Source organism: Nonomuraea sp. NPDC059194, from assembly GCF_042754765.1.
Lineage (GTDB): Bacteria > Actinomycetota > Actinomycetes > Streptosporangiales > Streptosporangiaceae > Nonomuraea.
Genome location: NZ_JBHZBH010000052.1, coordinates 31692 through 49392 on the forward strand (window position 1 = coordinate 31692; position 17701 = coordinate 49392).

15 protein-coding genes are annotated in these 17701 nt (G+C 67.5%); 10 read left to right on the plus strand and 5 right to left on the minus strand.

Going from position 1 to position 17701, the window contains the following annotated elements; genetic code table 11:
- Window positions 1-25: 25 nt before the first annotated feature.
- Genes ACFXJ8_RS39050 through ACFXJ8_RS39065 form a run of 4 tightly spaced genes read right to left on the minus strand, consistent with a single transcriptional unit; the run spans window position 26 to window position 5550 of the window.
- The gene (locus ACFXJ8_RS39050; RefSeq protein WP_379649834.1) at window positions 26-2863 is read right to left on the minus strand and encodes a BTAD domain-containing putative transcriptional regulator; all 2838 of its coding nucleotides are present in this window, start codon (window positions 2861-2863) and stop codon (window positions 26-28) included.
- A gap of 20 nt (window positions 2864-2883) precedes the next feature.
- On the minus strand, window positions 2884-3651 hold the full coding sequence (locus tag ACFXJ8_RS39055) for a helix-turn-helix domain-containing protein (RefSeq protein ID WP_379649836.1): 768 nt from the start codon (window positions 3649-3651) through the stop codon (window positions 2884-2886).
- 4 nt (window positions 3652-3655) lie between these two features.
- Window positions 3656-4471: an SDR family oxidoreductase gene (locus tag ACFXJ8_RS39060; RefSeq protein WP_379649838.1), complete on the minus strand. Its 816-nt coding sequence runs from the start codon at window positions 4469-4471 to the stop codon at window positions 3656-3658.
- Between the two features lie 26 nt (window positions 4472-4497).
- Window positions 4498-5550 carry an NADPH:quinone reductase gene (locus tag ACFXJ8_RS39065; RefSeq protein ID WP_379649840.1) on the minus strand — a complete coding sequence of 351 codons (1053 nt, stop codon included), beginning with the start codon at window positions 5548-5550 and terminating at the stop codon, window positions 4498-4500.
- A gap of 223 nt (window positions 5551-5773) precedes the next feature.
- On the opposite strand from ACFXJ8_RS39065, the gene ACFXJ8_RS39070 reads away from it, so the two are divergent.
- The 6 genes from ACFXJ8_RS39070 to ACFXJ8_RS39095 all read left to right on the plus strand — a co-directional run bounded on the left by ACFXJ8_RS39070 (window position 5774) and on the right by ACFXJ8_RS39095 (window position 13559).
- Window positions 5774-6511, plus strand: a complete 738-nt coding sequence (locus ACFXJ8_RS39070) for a class I SAM-dependent methyltransferase (RefSeq protein WP_379649842.1) — start codon at window positions 5774-5776, stop codon at window positions 6509-6511.
- Between the two features lie 196 nt (window positions 6512-6707).
- A complete protein-coding gene (locus ACFXJ8_RS39075) occupies window positions 6708-7781 on the plus strand; it encodes a hypothetical protein (RefSeq protein ID WP_379649844.1) in 1074 nt (357 codons plus the stop codon).
- Between the two features lie 290 nt (window positions 7782-8071).
- Window positions 8072-8899: an FAD binding domain-containing protein gene (locus ACFXJ8_RS39080; RefSeq protein ID WP_379649845.1), complete on the plus strand. Its 828-nt coding sequence runs from the start codon at window positions 8072-8074 to the stop codon at window positions 8897-8899.
- The gene (locus ACFXJ8_RS39085; RefSeq protein WP_379649847.1) at window positions 8896-11622 is read left to right on the plus strand and encodes a molybdopterin-dependent oxidoreductase; all 2727 of its coding nucleotides are present in this window, start codon (window positions 8896-8898) and stop codon (window positions 11620-11622) included. The genes ACFXJ8_RS39080 and ACFXJ8_RS39085 overlap by 4 nt, the downstream gene beginning before the upstream one ends.
- The gene (locus ACFXJ8_RS39090) at window positions 11619-12590 is read left to right on the plus strand and encodes an antibiotic biosynthesis monooxygenase (RefSeq protein ID WP_379649848.1); all 972 of its coding nucleotides are present in this window, start codon (window positions 11619-11621) and stop codon (window positions 12588-12590) included. The genes ACFXJ8_RS39085 and ACFXJ8_RS39090 overlap by 4 nt, the downstream gene beginning before the upstream one ends.
- 414 nt (window positions 12591-13004) lie before the next feature.
- Complete coding sequence (locus tag ACFXJ8_RS39095) at window positions 13005-13559, plus strand: hypothetical protein (protein ID WP_379649849.1); 555 nt, start codon at window positions 13005-13007, stop codon at window positions 13557-13559.
- Between the two features lie 188 nt (window positions 13560-13747).
- Here ACFXJ8_RS39095 and ACFXJ8_RS39100 read toward each other — a convergent pair whose 3' ends face one another.
- On the minus strand, window positions 13748-13885 hold the full coding sequence (locus ACFXJ8_RS39100; protein ID WP_379649850.1) for a hypothetical protein: 138 nt from the start codon (window positions 13883-13885) through the stop codon (window positions 13748-13750).
- A 749-nt stretch (window positions 13886-14634) separates the two neighbouring features.
- On the opposite strand from ACFXJ8_RS39100, the gene ACFXJ8_RS39105 reads away from it, so the two are divergent.
- The 4 genes from ACFXJ8_RS39105 to ACFXJ8_RS39120 all read left to right on the plus strand — a co-directional run bounded on the left by ACFXJ8_RS39105 (window position 14635) and on the right by ACFXJ8_RS39120 (window position 17674).
- Window positions 14635-15612 (plus strand): DUF4360 domain-containing protein, encoded by a 978-nt coding sequence (locus ACFXJ8_RS39105; RefSeq protein WP_379649852.1) that lies wholly within the window; start codon window positions 14635-14637, stop codon window positions 15610-15612.
- Window positions 15613-15848: 236 nt separating this feature from the next.
- Window positions 15849-16223, plus strand: coding sequence for a hypothetical protein (locus tag ACFXJ8_RS39110; RefSeq protein WP_379649854.1), 375 nt, complete (start codon window positions 15849-15851; stop codon window positions 16221-16223).
- Complete coding sequence (locus tag ACFXJ8_RS39115; protein WP_379649856.1) at window positions 16216-17043, plus strand: integrase; 828 nt, start codon at window positions 16216-16218, stop codon at window positions 17041-17043. Before ACFXJ8_RS39110 ends, ACFXJ8_RS39115 begins: the two co-directional genes overlap by 8 nt.
- Window positions 17044-17257: 214 nt before the next feature.
- Window positions 17258-17674, plus strand: a complete 417-nt coding sequence (locus tag ACFXJ8_RS39120; protein WP_379649857.1) for a hypothetical protein — start codon at window positions 17258-17260, stop codon at window positions 17672-17674.
- The last annotated feature ends 27 nt before the right edge of the window (window positions 17675-17701 follow it).

The window sequence follows — 17701 nt, forward strand, 5'->3', positions numbered from 1 at the left end:
TACTCCACCGATCGGCGGATCGCCTTCACGCGTCGCCCGGCAGGTTCTCCAGGAAGGCCCGGACCTCCCCGACCTCTGGTACGGCCAGGCCCGTGAAGAGGTCGAGCGCCTTCGTGCCGATGTCGCGGGCCGCGTCGAGGTGGCCGAGGTCGCGGTGGGCGAGCGCCATCCCCTGGTGCCCGCGAGCCTGCTCGTACCGCAGCCCGACCGCGGAGGCGACGGCGAGGGCGGCGCTGTGCTCCTCCAGTGCCCGGGCGGGCTCGCCCATGGCGCGCGCCGTCTCACCCAGCCGGTTGAGCGTCTCGGCCTCCTGCCCGGAATAGCCGAACTCCCTGCACAGCTCCAGGGCGCGACGAAGGTGGCGGCGGGAGTCGTCGTAGCGGCGCAACCCCGCGTACACACTGCCGAGGCTGCTCAGCGCCAGGGCCTCACCACCCCGGTCGCCGAGCTCGCGGAACAGCTCCAGGGCCTGTCGGCAGTGATCATGAGCCCGCTCGAGCCGCCCCTGCCGCTGGTACACCAGCCCCACGTTGTTCAGCGCGGTGGCCTCGTTGGCCCGCCGGCCGAGCTCGCGGCAGAGCGCTATGGCGCGCTGGTAGTAGTCGTGCGCCTCGCCGTACTCACCCATCAGTTCGTGGACGGTGCCCAGCAGGTCCAGCGCCGCCGCCGTGCCGTTCGGGTCCTGGAGTTCGTGGAGCAGGGCGAGCGCCTGCCGGCCCTGCTCGGCCGCCTCCTCGTTACGGCCCAGCCGCCAGGTCACGATGGCCAGGTGCAGGAGCGCGCGCGACTCCCCCGGCCGGTCGCCGTGGGCCCTGGTCGCCTCCAGCGCCCGGCTGTGCAGGACGAGCGCGTCGGCGTGGTGCGCGCGCTCGTAGAAGTAGCGGTACAGGGTGATCGACTGGTGGCTGGTGTAGGTGGGCCGGCCGTGGTCGGCGGCGTAGGCGGCGGTGGCGACCAGGTTGGCCCGCTCGACCTCCAGCCAGGCGGCCGCCTGGGCCTCGTCGGCGAAGGCGACGGCCGGGGTGTGCGGTTCGGGGACGGGGGGCCTGCGGTCGTGGCCGTCGGCGTAGAGGGTGTTGACCGCGGTGCCGGTGGCGTGCAGGTAGTGGTCGAACAGCCGGGTCAGCGCCTCGTCCTGTTCCGGGGGCGCGGTGGCGCGGGCGTGATCGCGCAGCAGGTCGTGGAAGGTGTAGCGGCCCGGCACGTGCTGGAGCAGCATGTGGGCGTCCAGCAGGTCTTCAAGCAGGGCCTCGGCCCGCGCCAACGGCAGGTCGGCCAGCGCGGCGGCGGCATAGGGGTCGAGGTCGGCGCCGGGGTGCAGGCCCAGCAGCCGGAACATGCGCCGGCAGTCGGTGTCGAGCTGCTGGTAGGACAGCGTGAAGGCGGCGGCGACGTCTCGGTCGGCGGTGGACAGCTCGGCCAGGCGACGGCGCTGGTCCCGCAACCGGCCGGCCAGGTAGCCCACCGTCCAGCGGGGGCGGTGGCGCAGCCGGGCGGCGGCGATCCGGACGGCGAGCGGCAGGAACCCGCACAGCCGCAGGACCTCCAGGACCTCGGCCGGTTCGTCGTGCGCCCGCTGGCCCACGATCGCGGTGAACAGCGCGACGGCCTCATCGTCCGGCAGGCACTCCATGGACAGCACGTGGGCGCCGTCCAGATCGACCAGCCTGCGGCGGCTGGTGATCAGCACCCGGACGTCCGCGCCTCCCGGCAGCAGTGGCCGTACGTGATCGGTGTCGGCGGCGTTGTCCAGCACGACCAGCACGCGCCGGTCGGCGAGCTCGGCCCGCCACAGGGCGGCCCGTTCGTCGATTCCCGCGGGGATGCGCCCGTCGGGCAGGCCGAGCCGGCGCAGCAGGATCTCCAGCGCGGCGCTCGCCTCGACCGGGGCCGTGCCGGCGGTGTGGGCGTGCAGGTCGACGAAGAGCTGACCGTCGGGGAAGCGGTCGGCGAGCCGGTGGGCGGCGTGCACCACCAGCGTCGTCTTGCCGATCCCTGCCATGCCGTCGATCGCCGTGACCGCCGCCTCGCCGCCGACGAGCTGGGCCAGGTGCTCGGCCCGGCCGGTGAAATCGGGGATGTCGCGCGGCAGGAACGAGGCCGGGCGCATGTCACCGTCGTCCTCGCGAGGCCGGTGGTCCAACGCGGGATCGTCGGTCAGGATGGAGTGTTGCAGGGCCAGGAAGGCCCGGCTCGGGTCCAGGCCCTGCTCCGCCACGAGCCGCTCCCGGAAGCTCCTGGCCGCCGCCAGGGCGTCGGCCTGACGGCCGCTGCGATGCAGTGCCAGCATGAACTGGCCGCACAGCCGCTCCCGCATCGGGTGTCCGGCCACCTCGGCGGTCAGATCCTCGACGACCTGCGCGTGCCGCCCCCGGGACAGCTCCAACTCGGCCAGCCGTTCGACGGCGGCCAGCCGCCGTTCCTCCAGCCGGACGCGCGCCTCGGCCACGTAGTCGGCGTTCACGTCGGCGAGGGGCGTGCCCTGCCACAGCGCCAGCGCGGCACGCAGCTGACGCGCGGCACTCGCCGGATCGGCCTGGACGCGGCTGAACTCCTCGAGGTCCAGCTGCCCGGGTTCGGTGAGGATCACGTATCCGGCGGCTCTGGTCTCCAGCAGCTGTACGGCGCCCGCGTCACGCAGCACCTGGCGGATCGCCGCGATGGACGCCTGGATCTGCGCGCGAGCCGTGTCCGGCCTGGTCAGACCCCAGGTCGCGCCGATGAGCCGCTCGACGCTGATCACGGTGCGGGCGTGCAGCAGCAGGTAGGCGAGGACCGCGCGGTGCCGCGGCGCCGCCGTACGCACGCGCTTTCCCGCCGCCGACACGGTCACGGGACCGAGGACCGTGAACCGCACACTCACGCAAGGGAATCTACCAACTGTCACGTCACGCTTATGCGCAGCAGTTCGGCGGTTTCGGCGTCGGCGGGCAGGAACACCTCCAGCCGGTAGCCCTCCAGGGCCGGGTCCGCGAGCGAGGTGAAGGTCGTGATCAGCCGCAGCTCGCCACCGGCGCTCCGCAGTCTCAGCGGTACGGCGAAGCCGAGCTGACCGGGGTCGGGCGCCGCTCTCGGCAGGTACCCGGCCAGTTCGGCGATGTACTCCTCGAGTTCGGGGTCCGGGCCCGAGCCGCGGGCGATGCCACGTAAGCCCTCCAGCAGGTGATGGCCCCAGCTGTTCAGGTTGACTACCCGGGAGGCCATCCCCCGCGGGTGCAGCATGAGCCGGCACAGGCGGGCCGGATCCCGCGACAGCTCCGGCGCGGCCCCCTCGGTGAGCAGGGCAACCGCCGCGTTGGCGGCGACCACCTCGCCCCGTGGCCCGAGAATCAGGGCGGGGGCGGGCAGATGGCCGCGGAGCACCGCTTCCATCGTCTCGCGCACCGGGTCCGGCAGCGGGCCGGACCGCGCCGGTGGCTTCGGCTCGGGCGCCAGGCCCGCCGCCAGGAGCAGGTCGTCCCGCTGCTTCGGGGCCAGCTCCAGGGTCGCGGCCAGGCGCACCACCATGTCGCGGCTCGGCCGGGCCAGGCCGCGTTCGAGGTAGCTGAGGTGGCGCTGGCTGGTGCCCGCCTCGTCGGCCAGCGCCAGCTGGCTCAGGCTCCGCAGCAGGCGCCACCGGCGCAGCTCGGGCCCGAAGGCTCGCCGTGTCACCTGCTCAGGAGCCGAGTCGTCCGTCGTGGTCGCGGGCGAACTCGGCGAAGGAGCGGGCCGGACGGCCGACGACCTGGGCGAAGTCGGGGGTGGTGTAGTCGCCCCAGCCCGCGGCGTACGCCCTGCCGTACTCGACGCTGACCTCGGCCACCCACGCGGGCAGGCCGAACCCCAACATCGCGGCGTGGGCCTGCTCGTCGGTGACGGGCTGGTAGGCGGCCCCGACCGTGGCCGCCGCCTCGTCCAGCGAGATGCTGGCCGGCCCGGTGATGGTGTAGGCGCGTCCGGCGTGCGGCGCGGGATCGGTCAGTACGGCTGCCGCGAAGTCGGCGATGTCCCGCACGTCGATCATGCCGAGGCGGCCGTGGCCGAGCCTCGCGTACATGGTGCCGCCGCTGATCGAGCCGAGCAGGTTCTGCATGAAGAAGCCGGGCTTGACGATCGTCCAGTCCAGGCCCGAGACCCGCAGCTCGTGGTCGGACAGCGCGTGCAGCCGGCCGTTGCGCGTGGGCGCGTCATGGGCCGCGCCGATCGCCGACATGCGCACCACGTGCCTGACCCCGGCCTGCTTGGCGGCGTGGACGGCGTTCATGCTCGCGTGCGGGGCCTGCGGGCCCATCGCGGTCAGCAGCCACACCGTGTCGACCCCGGCGAAGGCGTCCTCCAGCGTGGACGGCTCGTCCAGATCGCCGATCACGACCTCGACACCCTCCGGGGCCTTGGCCGGATCACGGACCATCGCCCGCACCTTCTCGCCCTTCAGGCTCTCCAGCAGGGCACCGGAAACGGCGCCGTTCGCGCCGGTGATCAGAATGGTCATGAACGCTCCTTCACGGAATGATTCCTTCACAGAGTGATGACGACGCGGCCGGTCGCCGCGGCGCGTTCGGCCAGGTCGTGCGCCTCGGCGATGTCGTCGAGCGCGAAACGCCCCGCGATCGGGTAGCGCAGGTCCCCCGCCAGGAGCGCCGCGGTCAGCTCGGTCGCCGCCGCGGCGTTGGCCTCCTCGGGGAAGTCGTCGTTGCTGAGGAAGCGCACCGTGATGTTCTTGAACGCCAGCGGCCAGTACGGCACCTGCGGATTCGCGTCCCGTGTCGCGTATGTGGCGATCGTCCCGCCGTACCGGAGAATCTCCAGATCGGTCGCGACATTGGCGTCGAAGGCCAGCTCGGCGACCCGGTCCACGCCGTCGGGAGCCAGCGCGAGGATGCGCTCCGCGACCCCTCCCTCGGAGACGTCGACCACCTCGTGCGCGCCCGCCTCCAGCGCCTCACCGACGTGGGCCGCCCGCCGTACTGTTGCGATCACACGCGCGCCCCCGCGGCGCGCGATCGCGACGGCGGCGCGGCCCACGGCGCCCAGCGCGCCGGTCACCACGACCGTCCGGCCGTCCACCGGCCCGTCTCCGAGCACCGCGCGGTGCGCGGTGATGCCCGGAATGCCCAGCCCAGCGGCCTGCTCCAGCGGCACCTGCCCAGGCAGCGGTACGGCACGCCCTTCCGGCACCACGACGTAGTCCGCCGCGGTGCCGAACGGCCGGTAGGACTGGGCCAGGTACACCCACACGCGCTCGCCGACCCGGCCCTCGTCCGCCCCCGGACCGACCGCGTCGATCACCCCCGCGCCGTCGCCGTGCGGGATCACCCTGGGGAAGGCCATGGTCGAACCCCACCAGCCGCGCCGCTTGCCCAGATCCCCCACATGGACACCGGAGACGGCCACCCTGACCCTCACCTCGCCCGGCCCTGGAACCGGAACCGGCATCTCCCCCACGACCAGCACCTCACGGGCCGGACCCTGGCGTTCGTACCAGGCCGCGCGCATCACGTGCCGTTCGGCCTCGCCCTCGCCCTCGGCCTCGGCCTTGGTGAGGTCGGCAAGGTGCAGGAGATATTCCATCGGTGCTCTTTCGGCTGCTTGGAGGGCTGGAGACCTCAGCTGCTTGAAGGGCTGAAGACTTCAGCTGCTTGAAGGGCTGGAGACTTCAGCTGCTTGGAGGGCTGGAGACCGATGATGGGAGCAGGCGGCAATACGTTCCCTATGCATCCGCTATGCGCGCTTTCGCCGCCCCGTACTCGGATACTCGGTTGGCAGCACCTGGCCGTGTCGTGATACTGCGGGGATGTTCACCGATGCCGACGCCGCCGCCCTGTATGACGTGCTCAACCCGTGGGACCCCACTCGCCATCGCAGTGACGCGTTCTACGACGACCTCGTGATGGCCGCGGACGCCGTGCTGGACGTGGGGTGCGGCACGGGCGCCATGCTGCACCACGCGCGCGAACGCGGGCACCGCGGACGGCTCGTCGGGCTCGACCCGGACCTGGCCGCGCTCGACCGGGCGCGGCGCCGTACCGACATCGAGTGGGTCACCGGCGTCGCGGCGGACGCCTCCTGGGATCAGGAGTTCGACCTGGCGACGATGGCCAGCAACGCCTTCCAGTGCCTCGTCGGCGATGCGGAGTTGCGCGAGTCGCTGGCCGCGATCCGGAGGGCGCTGCGTGACGGCGGCCGGTTCGCCTTTGAAACGCGCAACCCTTCGGCACGCGCGTGGGAGAGCTGGAACCCGGCCAACGCCACCGAGGTCGTGGACGGCACCGGCCGCACGCTGCGCGTGTCACACCACGTCGAGTCGGTGGCCGACGGTGTCGTGACGTTCACCGAGACGACCTTCGACCAGGACGGCACCGCCCTGTGGGTCGACCGTACGAGTCTGCGGTTCCTGGATGTGGCCGAGCTGGGCGGCTTTTTGAGTGAGGCGGGCTTCGAGATCGAGGCGCAGTACGGCGACTGGGACCCCGAACCGGTCGCCGACACCAGCCGCTCGATCGTCACCATCGCGCGGCGCCGTCGTGGCTAGTCGTCGTGGCTGGTGCGGTGTCCACGAACCTTCGCCGGGTCGGCGTGGGTCGTCAACCTCGGCACCCCAGGCCCGACGCCGGTGCACGTTAGTGGACAACGCACTAGCCGTCGAGGCTCATCGCCTGGCTCATCTCCTGGCTCTTGGTCGGGAAAAGCGGCTGCCATGGCGTGGAAGGCAGTGACAGTATGCCGGGATGATCCCGATCTTGCGTGCTGCGGGCGACCTGTTGAACACCGAGCTGTTCGACCCGGTTGACCTCGGAGGCAGCACACGCAGCACGGTGCTGCGTTGCCGCACAGCAGCCGGTGAGAGCGTGATCGTCAAGTCGTTCTCCGACCTGCGTTCCTTCACGTCCGAGGCGGCAGGGCTTTCGCTCCAGCTGGCCGGACCTGCGCTCCTGGGTGTGGATGCCTCCGTACCCCTACTGGTCATGGCCGATCTCGGGAGCGCGCCGACCTTGGCCGACGTGCTGCTCGGGGACGATCCGAAAGCCGCCGCCGACGGCTTGCTGGCCTGGGCCCAAGGGCTTGGCCGACTGGCTGCCGCGTCGGTACCCAGGCGCGCCGACCTCGCGCGGCTGCGAGCCCGCTACGACAAGGGCGCGGGATCCTGGGAAGACGAACCGTGGATCGAGCGTAACGCCGCCAGCCTGCTCGCGCTGCTCACCGAGGCCGGAATCGCTCCTCCTGAGGGATTGGCCGAGGAGTTGGCTGAAGTCGGGAAGGCGATCGAGACGGAATTCCCGGCCTTCACGCCGGGCGACACGTGCCCCGACAACAACCTGCTCACCCGCGAGGGCCTGCGACTGATCGACTTCGAGGGCGCCTGCTTCCAATCGGTCTTCCTGACGGCGGCCTACTGCCGTATGCCGTTCTCCACCTGCTGGTGCGTCTTCCGCCTGCCGACCGGACTGGCCGAGGAGATCGAGAACGCTTTTCGCGCGGAGGTCGTGACGGCCTACCCGGCGTTGGCTGACGTCGGGGTGTGGCAGGCCGGGATGCAGTGGGCCATCGCCGTATGGACGGTGGACGTGACAGCGGCACTTCTGCCACGTGCCATGAAGGAGGACGGGCCTCTTCACCGAACCCGCCGACCGGTTCCAACTCGGCGGCAACTGCTGAGGCACCGGTGGGAGATGGCGAGCACGCTTGACGGGGTTCCGGCGCTCGCGGAGACGATGCGACCGCTGCTGCGGGAGGTCGCCGCAGGGTGGGAGGTGCCGCCGCTGCCCGGGTATCCCGCTTTCAGCAATCGAGGGGGCCTTTGACCGTCGGTTATCGTGGATGGAACTGAGGCTTGCCCGTTCTGCGATATTCTTAACGGGAATCTATGCACCCGCCGGTCCTTCCGCGAGCGGTTGGACTATAGCGGCCAAAATTCGATTCTGTCGCTCGAGGTTGTGCTGCGCCCATGCGCGCATCGTGCCCGGTCGGTATTCGACGAATGTATCGAGCCGAATGTCCGCAATCGAAAATGAACACGACAGCGCCACGCGCTGGTCGATCGAGTTCACTACGCGGTGTCGGACGATTGTCGTCGTGAGGGAGATCAGTTCCCATGGACCTCAACACCATCACCGAAGTCATCCGGCAACCGTCCGATCGGCCAGGCGTGGACTGGCGCGAAGGCGATGCGTGGCTCGCAGGCGGCACGTGGCTGTTCTCCGCGGAGCAGCCAAGCCTGCGCCGCCTGATCGACCTGACAGCGTTGCGTTGGGATCCCCTCGTACCGAGCGAGGCGGGCCTCGAAATCGGCGCAACGTGCACCATCCGTGACCTGTATGCCTTCCCACTGCCGGGTGATTGGCTCGCGGGCACTCTTTTCGCGGAGAGTTGCGAGGCATTCTTGTCCTCGTTCAAAGTCTGGAACTCTGCGACCGTCGGCGGCAATATCTGCATGTCTTTGCCTGCAGGTCCAATGATCACGCTGACGGTCGCACTCGAGGCAAAGTACGAGTTGTGGGCTCCTGACGGGCCCGCACGCGTCGTCGATGCCCTCGACTTCGTGACCGGCAACAATCAGAACATTCTTACTCCCGGGGACATCTTGCGGCGCATCGACATTCCGGCGCGCGCGCTGAGGAAACGCGCCGCGCACCGTCGCTTCACGCTGACCCGGCTCGGCCGTTCGACGGTTTTCCTCATCGGTACTCAAACGCCAGGAACGAGCGACCTGCTGCTCACCGTCACAGCCGGCACCACACGGCCTGTGCGCATTGCTTTCGAGGTCATGCCCGATGCCGGAACTTTGCAGCAGAGCATCGACGTCATCCCCGCCGACGTCTGGTTCGCCGATCCCAACGGGACCCCTGACCACCGTCGCCACCTGACAAAGCACTTCGCCGAAGAGATTCGTCGCGAACTCATAGCTGGGGGTCCGGCATGACATACATCGTGAACGGCAAGAGCTTCGACGAAGAACCAGACCCCGGCCAGTGCCTGCGCACGTTCCTCCGCTCACTCGGTCACTTCGGCGTCAAGAAGGGCTGCGACGCAGGCGACTGCGGCGCATGCACGGTGTGGTTGGGCGGCAATCCGGTACACAGCTGCATCACCCCTGCATTCCGCGCAGACGGTCGTGAGGTGACGACGATCGAGGGCATTGGATCACCCGGCAACCTGCATCCAATGCAGCGACAGTTCCGGGACGCCCCGGGGTTCCAATGCGGTTTCTGCACCGCAGGGCTGATCATGACGTCGGCAACGTTCACCGAGGCTCAGAAGGAGGACTTGCCACGGGCGTTGAAGGGCAACCTCTGCCGCTGCACCGGATATCGCGGGATCGAGGATGCCGTAAAGGGCCTTGTCGGCGTAGAGACAGCCGCGCCAGGAAAAGCCGTCGGGACGAGCGTCAGTGCGCCGGCAGCCAACGACGTGGTAACCGGTCGTGCCGAGTTCACGATGGACACCCACATCGAAGGCATGCTGCACCTCAAGGTGCTGCACTCACCACATGCGCACGCCCGGATCGTCTCGATCGACAAGACCGCCGCACTCGCAGTTCCCGGCGTGCACCGGGTCTACACCTGGGAAGATGTGCCGCGCAGGCGTTTTACTACGGCGATTCACACCGACCATCTTGTCGATCCGGACGACACCTTCATCCTCGACAACACGGTCCGCTTCGTCGGCCAACGCGTCGTCGCGGTCCTGGCCGACACGGTCAGGGCGGCAGAGGAAGGCTGCCGAAGGGTCGTCGTCGAATACGAGGTGATGCCGGCAGTATTCGACCCCGAAGAGGCAATGGCCGAGGGGGCGCCACAGCTACACGGCGCGCACGATCCCTTCGTCCGGGATCCCGTCCGCAACATCCTGTTCGAGATCCATTCACACATCGGCGATATCGATGCGGGTTTCGCCGAAGCCGACGTGATCCACGAAGGCACGTACTCCTCACCGCGAGTGCAACACGCGCACCTCGAGACCCATGGCTCGATCGCCTGGATGGACAACGGCCGTCTGAACGTCCGTACCAGTTCGCAGTCACCGTCGATCGCGAAAGTCAAACTCGCCTATCTGTTCGCGTTGAACCCGGACCAGCTCCGCGTGTTCTGCAAGCGCGTCGGCGGCGGCTTCGGCGGCAAACAGGAAGTGATCTCAGAGGATCTGGTCGCGCTCGCCACCCTGGACACCGGGCGACCTGTCTGCTTCGAGTACACCCGCGAGGAGGAGTTCACAACGGCTTCGCCACGGCATCCGATGACGTTGACGGTCAAGCTCGGCGCGAAGGCAGACGGAACGCTCACCGCGTTCCAGGTCCGCAATGTGTCGAACACGGGCGCCTACGGCAACCACGGCGGCGAAACGCTGTACGCAGGCGGCGCCGCCGTCATGATCTACCGCTGCCCCAACAAGAGGTACGACGCGTTCTCCGTCTATACGAACACCGTTCCCAGCGGGGCCCTACGCGGTTACGGGATGACGCAACCGGCGTTCGCCGTGGAATCGGCGATGGACGAACTGGCCAACGCCTTGCACATCGATCCGCTCGAACTGCGACGACGCAATATCGTGCGACCGGGTGATCGGCTCGTCGCCATGCATGACGGCCCCGACGACGTGATCTTCGCTGAGGACGGCCTCGCGAAGTGCATCGATCTGGTGGATGACGCCATGGCCCGTACGGCCGACGAGCCGTCCCCCGGCCCCGAGTGGCTCGTAGGGACCGGCGTCGCGAGTTCGTTGCACGAGACCGCGCCCCCAACCGAACACATCTCCGAGGCCTGGGTCACGCTTGGCGACGACCTCATGTACGAGTTGGCCGTCGGAACAGTCGAATTCGGCGAGGGCACGTCGACCGCGCATGTCCAGATCGCGGCCAACCAGCTGGGCACGACGCCGTCGCGGATTCGCCTGGTGCAGTCCGACACCGACCGCACGGGATTCGACACCGGCGCCTTTGCGAGTGCAGGCCTTTTCGTGGCGGGCAACGCCGTGCTTCGGGCGGCCAATGCCGTGCGCGACCGCGTCCTGGAGTTCGCGGCCGCGCACACGGGTGTCCATCTCGTGATGTGCTCGATGGACGACGACAGCGTCGTCTGCGGTGACCAGCGTGTGTCGTTGGCCGAGCTCGTCGCATTGGCCCGCACGCGCGGAATTCGATTCACCGCCGCTCGCAAGGCCTATGGCTCACCCCGAAGCGTCACCTCCAATACGCAGGGATTCCGGATCGCCGTCCATCGGGTGACGGGTGAGATCCGTATTCTTTACAGCGTCCAGGCTACCGACGCTGCAGTAGTCATCAACCCCGCGCAGGTCCGGGGACAGGTAGAAGGCGGTGTCGCCCAGGGAATCGGCTTCACGCTGACCGAGAATTACCACGTCGACGCGAACGGTGTCATGGTCAACCCGAACTTCCGCAACTACCGCATCCCCACCTACGCCGATATCCCCCGCACGGACCTGCTCCTGGTGGACTCGGCGGACTCCGTCGGGCCCATGCGGTCCAAGGGGATGGCAGAATGCTGCATCAATCCGGTGGCCCCTGCGTTGGCGAATGCGCTCCACAACGCCACAGGTGTCCGCTACCGCGCGCTGCCCCTGACTCCGGAACGAATTTACCGCCGGATCAACGAAAACCAGCCGGTGCCGACGGGCCTGAACAAATGAACACCGAAAAGCTCGAAGACGCCGCGGCGACAGTAATCATCGGCCACAAGATTCTGCCTGGACTGGAGCGGGAGTACGAAACGTGGCAGGAAGAGGTCAACGCCGCTGCCGCCGACTACGCCGGGTACCTCGGCGCCGAGGTCTCCCCGCCGACCCCCCTGCAACCCGACTGGGTCGTCGTATACCGATTCGATTCGATAGCCCATCTACAAGCATGGATCAACGGCGCAACCCGGCAGAGTCTTCTCGATATTGGCAGCAAATATTTTGACGGTCCCGCGACCCAGCAGGTTATCAGCGGCGGCACACAACCAACGGATCCGCTGGTGACCGTTTCGGTCGCCCACCGCGTCCACCCGAACCACGTCGACGAGTTTCTCGATTGGCAGTGTCACATGAGGCAGGAGGAGAGCAAATTCGAAGGATTTCGCGGCACCGAGCTTTTCCGCCCGATCGAGGGGCTTCAGGACGAATGGATCACACTGTACCGATTCGACAACGCCGAGCACCTCGATGCCTGGCTGACGTCGGCCAAGCGGCAGGAAATTCTCGCTGAAGGCGAGAAGTTCAACGACTTCAAATTGCGCACGATCGACAATTCGTTCGGCAGCTGGTTCGCCTTCGAAGAGAACGGCAAGGAAGCGCCGCCGCCCTCGGAAACCAAAACCGCCATCGCGGTCTGGGTCGGCTTGTACCCGACCGTTGTGCTGTTGACGCTCATCCTGTCGCCGCTGAAGTTGCCGCTCTGGCTCGGGCTGCTTGTGGGCAACCTGATTTCGAGCTTCATCATGAGCTTCCTCACGATGCCCTACTACGTGAACCCACTGCTCAAGCGGTGGCTGCGGCCGTCACCGGACGAACCGGTGGCGAAGACCAACCTCGTCGGCCTCGGCATCGTCGCCGCGGCGACCGTGTTCTGGGGCGTTGTCTTCTACGTCGTCACGACGCAGATCTGGACGCCGCCCTGACCTGGTGACCCCCGTTGAAGCACGCCCCCCGATGTCACAGCCCGAGCCCCACGCGCGAAGCGCGCCCAGGCGAGGACCATGCCGTTATGGGTGGAGCCTAGGAGATTCGAACTCCTGACATCCTGCTTGCAAATCGGCCTGATCTTCAGGCGTGATGGCCTCGACCTGCACGGAGGACAGTCCGCGAGTGACCGTGATTGACCGCTGCTGACCACCCTTAATGGCACGCTAATGGCACGACGAGCATGCCTGCCGCCTGCTCACTTCCAGCGCGACGCGCACTTCGGCGGCCTGGTCCTCCCGTCTGTCGTCGACCGGCCCGCTCAGCTTGTCCCGGGTAGAGGCAGGATGTTCGTCCTTCACAGTCCGACCTCGTGGTGGACGTGTCTCTTGCCCTGCGGCTAGTGTGCGCCCGTGCCGCTGACTGATTCCGAGATCGCCGCCCAGCTCGCGCCCGCTGGGCTGCTCTTCATCCGGCGAGTGGAAGGAGAGGTCCGGCAACCTCATTTGCCACCGGGACGTTCCCCCTCAAGTGCTCGACCCGAGGATGGCCGATTCGACTCTCGGCCGGACGAGATTCCCGATGTCAATGACCCGGATATGCCCGTCAAGGTCAACGCGAGTTGGCTCCGGATGGCGTCGGAGTTCGGCCTCTTCAACAAAGATCGCGAATTCCTGCTGCTAGTCAACTACGCAGACGAAGAGGACGAGTGGGAGGACCACTCCGGATGGGTCCAGGTGCGTCTTCTTGACGAATGGGACCTTGCTGCAAGCGGGGTGGAGCAACTGCGCAGCTGGATCGCCGGGACGTTCACGCCTCGTTTCGTTCCGGAGTTCCGCATGGTGTCCCTTGACGGCCAGACGGTCATCGAGACCACTGTGTGGGGCAATGGCACCGTCAGCACCATCGCCATCCGGCCTTCTGCTACCGCTCCTGCCCGCGGTACTGAGGAGACTGCCCGAGGTTAGGCGCAAGGTCTTGGTAGCTGCTCGGTTCGCCACCAACCGAGCAGCCTACGGCTTTACAGCAGGCCGGAGATCTAGGCTTCGACGGGTCGCTGAGCTGGCACCATAGCTTTGGCCGTGGTTTCTCATTACGGCATCATCCCGTGTATATCCCGGATCTTGATCGTGCTTCCGGTACTGGTGACCTGTACTCAGAGATAGTCCCGCCAGAACGGGACGGTAGCGTGCGGCTGCCATTCCTCATCGCGTTCGGGGCGTGGTTCCCGGAACTCCTGGTTGATGTAGTCGGCCAGGTCCGTGCCGTAGTAGATGATGTCCCAACCCCGCATGGACAGGACGGGATGTCCGTAAGTTCCGCGGCCGGCCGGTAGGAATCGGTGCGCATAGAGTGGGGCCATGCTGGGTGCGTCCGCCAGCCGGAGCCGGGCTATTTCGACGGCTCCCAACGGATCGCTCGGCCGCTCGCCCTAACTCGATCGCCAGTGGCCGTGCTCGACATCCCACAGGAGGCAATCGACCGGCCAGGCGACGTGCTTTCGCAGAGCCTCGGGATCACCGTTCCGCCAATCAGGCCAGGGGTTCTCCCACGCCTGTCCTTCCTCCCAAGGCTGACGCACCGGCAGCCCTGCCGCCAGGAAAGCCCGGTGCTCGCAGGGTCATTAACGGCCGCTCAAGGTCGCCCGAACATGGCGCGGTTGCTGCCCTCGGCCCACCGCCGCGCCAGGGGCCAGATTCTCGGAATCATGGCATATCTGCGCGAATCGGAATTTTCGGGAGCTACGCGTCAGGATAATATCCATTTTAATGGCGGATATTCGGACATCAAGGACACTCCCTCTTTTCGCTCCTTGCTGATTATTTGCCCGCTTATAAACGTGTGTGCGTCTTTCATGCTTGACGCTGGGGTATCTCCCTTATCGCACTATCGCAACGGTGCGGGCGAATACGAAAAAAGAACAGCTCTGGCATCCGCGCTACCGCGACACCATTCACGAGCTCGATCTGACACAGGTCAACGAGCCTCAGGAAATTACCTGACGTTCTCGCTGGGAACGCTCACCACGGAAAGGAATGCCCTATGCCATTCATCATGCGCAACACGCTCCCCAAGCTGGCCGCAGGTACACTCGCCGCTGCCGCCGTCCTCACCGCAGCAGTCATGACGCCCGCGGTCGCGGCATCCTCTGTCCCCGACCCGGCCGAGGCATACATCTCGAGCGTCAGTGCGAACGGAAACGGGTGCCCGCCCGGGACATGGGAGGCGGCGATCAGCCCCGACGGGAAGGCGTTCACCGTTACATTCAGCGCATACGAGACGCTCGTCGAACCTGGTGATGATGCCTCGGATAAGGAATGCACGCTGTCGCTGAACGTGCATACGCCGCCGGGGACCTCGCTTTCCACCGCCGAGTTCTCCTACCAGGGCTACGCGCTCATGGACCAAGCAGGGATGAGCGCGACGCAGAGCGCAAGCTACGACTTCCGCGGTGCTCCCGTCCCGGCTCAGTCGGTTCGCTCGCAGATCTCGGGGCCACACGACGACTCGTACCTCTTCTCCGACCGGATCTTGCTTCACGACAACGTGGCGTCGGCGCAGGGCGCAACCCGCGCGCTAAACGTGGAAACGGGCCTAGTCCTCACCAACAACCCCACAGAGACCGGCAGCGGCTACTTCAACACCACCAGTGTCGACGGGACGCTCCAGGACGGACCGGCCTGCACCATCGACCGGCGCACCGCCACCTCGGGGCAGACCATCATCGGCACCTCGGGCGCCGATGTCATCTGCGGGTCACCGTTCGCCGACCGTATCGCCGCGCTGGGCGGCGACGACGTCATCCTCTCCTTCGCGGGCAACGACCGGATCGCCGCCGGTGCCGGCAACGACACCGTCTTCGGCGGCAACGGCGCCGACGACATCAGCGGCGACGCCGGCAACGACACCCTCAACGGCGAAGCCGGCAACGACCGGATTCTGGGCGGGCCGGGCACCGACACCGCTAACGGCGGGCCGGGCACCGATTCCTGCCTAGCCGAGACGACCACCTCCTGCTGAGTCAGGTCGACGCTCCGGTGATGTGGCTTCGGGTCGAAGCAGTCGAGGTCGGAGCCGGGCGACCTGCTTTACCCACCTTGGCCGCGCCGGGTCCCGAAGCGAGGGGACCCAGGTCGGACACTTGCGGGCAGGAAGGAACCTGCCCGACCCGCCGGGCCAGCGTACGGGCCCCCTCGCTCCCGGCCCGACCAAGGACACCGGGCGAAAGCCGGCCGCCCTTCACCATGTCCGAGGCGATGCACACGGCTTACGACACCGACCCCGTCATCCGCTGGGAGCGCGACGACCTCGGCTGGCTGCTTCGGGACACGAGGACCGGCGCCACCTACCGCACGGGTACCCAGCTCGACCCCGAGCAGCCCACCGACTCCGCGTACTTCGGCCGTCTCCCCCGCCCTGACGGCAACGGGACCTTCCTCGCGATCGCCGGCATCAGGACCAATGGCTCGCTTGGCGTCGTCGACCTGCTGACGTCCGAGATCGCCACCTTCTGGGGCCAGGTCGGCGACAAGCGGTTCTCCACCGTCGTCAGCGTCGAGTACGACCCCGAGACAGACGAGCCCGTCCGCACCGCCCTGGCCAGCCCTCTCTATCGACACGAGGATGACTGACGTGCGCCTGACCCTCGCGACCGAACCCGCGTACCCCGACCGCCCCAACGAGGACTTCATCGGCGCCACCTCGAATGCGGTCGTCCTCCTGGACGGCGCTGGCACCCCGGCCGGCCTGCAATCCGGATGTTCGCACGGCGTGGCTTGGTTCTCCCACACGCTCGGTTCGACCCTGGTCGCGGGAATCACCCAGAACGCCGGTCCGCTCACCGAGATTCTGGCCAGCGGGATCAAGGAAACCGCCGCGCAGCACGACACCTGCGACCTCGATCATCCCGGCACACCTTCGGCAATCGTCGTGATGCTGCGCCGTACCGGAGACACCCTCGACTGGCTGATCCTGGCCGACTCCGTGCTTGTCCTCGACATCATCGGAGCCGAACCCATGGTGATTTGCGACGAGCGCGAGTCCATCGTCGGCAAGCGGTACCGCGGGCCGATGAACGAGGCGATCGGTGGCACGCCGCAGCACAGCGACGCCCTCAGCGTCTACATCAGCGCCATGCGTGGACACCGCAACATCGATGGCGGTTTCTGGGTCGCTGCCACCAACCCGCACGCGGCTGAGCAGGCGTTGACCGGCTCAGCGCCCGTCGACCAGATCCGGACCGCGGCCATGCTCAGCGACGGCGCCTCCCGGCTGGTCGATCGCTTCCACCTGGCCACGTGGCGACAGTGCCTCGACCTTCTCGAACACGATGGCCCCGACGTGCTCATCCGCCGGGTCCGTGCCGCCGAACGGTCCGACCTAGATGGCAGCCGCTGGAAGCGCGGCAAGATCTTCGATGACGCCACCGCGGCTTACTGGACATTCGCCTAGGTAAATCGTCCACCCCCTAGACATCTCGAAAGCGGATCGCCCGCAACTGTCTAGAGGGGTAGATAGGAGGTTATGCCATCCTCCTGACGACCTTCGCGAGCCTGCGGTGGGGTGAGGTGATCGCCCTCCGCCGTGGGAGTCTCGACCTCGCCGCGCGAACGGTCAGCGTCCGGTGAGCAGTTCCTCGAACTCGACGGCGGCACGATGCAGCTCCGTGCCGCCCAAGTCACGAGCTGGCCGACGCAACATCGCGATCCCCTCGGTCTTCATCGCTGCGCTGACCGAACGCCTGGCGGCCTACGACGACGGGCGCGATGACGCATTCGCCTTCCTCGGCAAGCGCGGGGCCTTCCTGCGGGGAGGCAACTTCTGGCGTGAGGCCAAGTGGGCGGAAGCACTGAAGGAGATGGGTCTCCAGGGCTTCGCTGCCATGAATTACGGCACGCGGGCAACACATCTGGCCGCGCAATTCGGTGCGATCATCGCCGACCTTAGGGTGAGGATGGAGCACGACTCCCGAGGCTTTCAAGACACGGCTCACGGTCCCGTTCCGAACCGCTTCGCTAGTACGGCAGCCGCCATTTGCTGGATGACCAGGGCGGATGCGCGGCGGGTCGATGTGATCTTGTGATCGGAATCCGGCCCAACGAGAACAGCC

Excerpts from the sequence above, each read along its gene's own strand:
- ACFXJ8_RS39075 (WP_379649844.1), top strand. The coding sequence starts at position 6,708 with ATGATCCCGATCTTGCGTGCTGCGGGCGACCTGTTGAACACCGAGCTG.
- ACFXJ8_RS39085 (WP_379649847.1), top strand. The coding sequence starts at position 8,896 with ATGACATACATCGTGAACGGCAAGAGCTTCGACGAAGAACCAGACCCC.
- ACFXJ8_RS39065 (WP_379649840.1), bottom strand. The coding sequence starts at position 5,550 with ATGGAATATCTCCTGCACCTTGCCGACCTCACCAAGGCCGAGGCCGAG.
- ACFXJ8_RS39105 (WP_379649852.1), top strand. The coding sequence starts at position 14,635 with ATGCCATTCATCATGCGCAACACGCTCCCCAAGCTGGCCGCAGGTACA.
- ACFXJ8_RS39115 (WP_379649856.1), top strand. The coding sequence starts at position 16,216 with ATGACTGACGTGCGCCTGACCCTCGCGACCGAACCCGCGTACCCCGAC.
- ACFXJ8_RS39100 (WP_379649850.1), bottom strand. The coding sequence starts at position 13,885 with ATGCGGGGTTGGGACATCATCTACTACGGCACGGACCTGGCCGACTAC.
- ACFXJ8_RS39060 (WP_379649838.1), bottom strand. The coding sequence starts at position 4,471 with ATGACCATTCTGATCACCGGCGCGAACGGCGCCGTTTCCGGTGCCCTG.
- ACFXJ8_RS39080 (WP_379649845.1), top strand. The coding sequence starts at position 8,072 with ATGGACCTCAACACCATCACCGAAGTCATCCGGCAACCGTCCGATCGG.
- ACFXJ8_RS39110 (WP_379649854.1), top strand. The coding sequence starts at position 15,849 with ATGCACACGGCTTACGACACCGACCCCGTCATCCGCTGGGAGCGCGAC.
- ACFXJ8_RS39070 (WP_379649842.1), top strand. The coding sequence starts at position 5,774 with ATGTTCACCGATGCCGACGCCGCCGCCCTGTATGACGTGCTCAACCCG.
- ACFXJ8_RS39090 (WP_379649848.1), top strand. The coding sequence starts at position 11,619 with ATGAACACCGAAAAGCTCGAAGACGCCGCGGCGACAGTAATCATCGGC.